The sequence below is a fragment of the Reyranella sp. genome, assembly GCF_036558665.1.
Classification (GTDB): Bacteria; Pseudomonadota; Alphaproteobacteria; order Reyranellales; family Reyranellaceae; genus Reyranella.
In genome coordinates, this window is sequence record NZ_DATBFE010000131.1 from 1 (window position 1) to 2059 (window position 2059).

A 2059-nucleotide genomic window follows, 5' to 3' on the forward strand; every position below is an offset into this window, starting at 1 on the left:
CGGCATCTTCACCACCAGCAACGACGATCCGCGGCCGAAATACTACGTGCTGGAAATGTTCCCCTATCCGTCGGGGCGCATCCACATGGGGCACGTGCGCAACTACGCCATGGGCGACGTGGTCGCGCGCTACAAGCGCGCCATGGGCCTCAACGTGCTCCATCCCATGGGCTGGGACGCCTTCGGCATGCCGGCCGAGAACGCCGCCATCGAGCGCAAGATTCATCCCACGGCCTGGACCAACCAGAACATCGCGGCGATGAAGGCGCAGCTCATGTCCATGGGCCTCTCGCTCGATTGGACGCGCGAGATCGCGACCTGCGATCCCGGCTACTACAAGCACCAGCAGAAGATGTTCCTCGACTTCCTGCGCGCGGGGCTCGTGGAACGCAAGCTCGGCAAGGTGAACTGGGATCCGGTCGACCAGACCGTGCTCGCCAACGAGCAGGTGATCGACGGCCGCGGCTGGCGCTCGGATGCCATCGTCGTGCAGCGGGAAATGCCGCAGTGGTATTTCACCATCACGAAGTTCTCCGAGGATCTGCTGCAGGCGCTCGACCGCCTCGACCGCTGGCCCGAGAAGGTGCGCGTCATGCAGCGCAACTGGATCGGGCGCTCCGAGGGCTTGCATGTCCGCTTCGCCCTCGATCCCGCCACCACGCCGAACCGCGAGAACGAGCTCGCCGTCTTCACCACGCGGCACGACACGCTGTTCGGCGCCAAGTTCATGGCGCTCTCGCCCGATCATCCGCTGGCCGCCGCCGCCGCGGCGAAAAATCCCGCGCTCACCGAATTCATCGCCCAATGCCGGCAGCACGGCACCGCGCAGCAACTGATCGACACCGCGGAGAAGCTCGGCTTCGACACCGGCATGAAGGCGATCCACCCCTTCGACCCGGAATGGAAGCTTCCGGTCTACGTCGCCAATTTCATCGTCATGGACTACGGCACCGGCGCAATCTTCGGCTGCCCGGCGCACGACCAGCGCGACCTCGACTTCGCCAACAAGTACGGGCTCGGCAACACGCCGGTGGTGTGCCCTCCCGGCCAGGATCCGAAGACCTTCGTCATCACCGACAAGGCCTATGACGGCGATGGCCGCATGATCAATTCACGCTTCCTCGACGGCATGACCATCGAGGAAGCCAAGGAGGAGGTCGCGCGCCGGCTCGAGCACGAGTCTCGTAGCGGCCATCCCGTCGCCCGCCGCGAGGTCAATTTCCGCCTGCGCGACTGGGGCATCTCGCGCCAGCGCTACTGGGGCTGCCCGATCCCGGTGATCCATTGCGAGCAATGCGGCATCGTGCCGGTGCCGGAGAGCGATCTGCCGGTGGAGCTGCCGCACGACGTCGACTTCGACCATCCCGGCAACCCGCTCGATCGGCATCCCACCTGGAAGCACGTCGCCTGCCCGAAATGCGGCGCGCCGGCGTTGCGCGAGACCGATACCATGGACACCTTCGTCGACTCGTCCTGGTACTTCGCGCGCTTCACCGATCCCTGGATTGCGACCGCGCCCACCGACCGGCGACAGGTCGATCACTGGCTTCCGGTCGACCAATATATCGGCGGTATCGAGCACGCGATTTTGCACCTGCTCTACAGCCGCTTCTTCACCCGTGCGATGAAGCTGACCGGGCACGCCGGGCTCGACGAGCCGTTCGCCGGCCTGTTCACCCAGGGCATGGTCGTGCACGAGACCTATCAGGCCGCGAACGCCGAATGGGTCATGCCGGCCGACGTGAAGGTCGAAGGCAGCGGCGAGGCGCGCCGAGCGACGCTGATCGCGAGCGGCGAGCCGGTCACCATCGGCCCGATCGAGAAGATGTCGAAGTCGAAGCGCAACACCGTCGACCCCGACGACATCATCGCCGCCTACGGCGCCGACACCGCGCGCTGGTTCATGCTGTCGGATTCTCCCCCCGAGCGCGACGTGATCTGGACCGAGGAGGGCGTGCAGGGCGCCTGGCGCTTCGTGCAGCGGCTCTGGCGGCTCGTCCGCGAGGCGGGCGAGGTGGCGGCCGCCGCCGACGCGCCGCGGCCGCCGCGCTTCGGCGAG

General features: G+C 66.7%; 1 protein-coding gene. It reads left to right on the forward strand.

The features are described 5' to 3' along the window. A partial coding sequence (gene leuS / locus VH499_RS19440) for a leucine--tRNA ligase (RefSeq protein WP_332054409.1) occupies nt 1-2059 on the forward strand: 2059 nt, incomplete at both ends.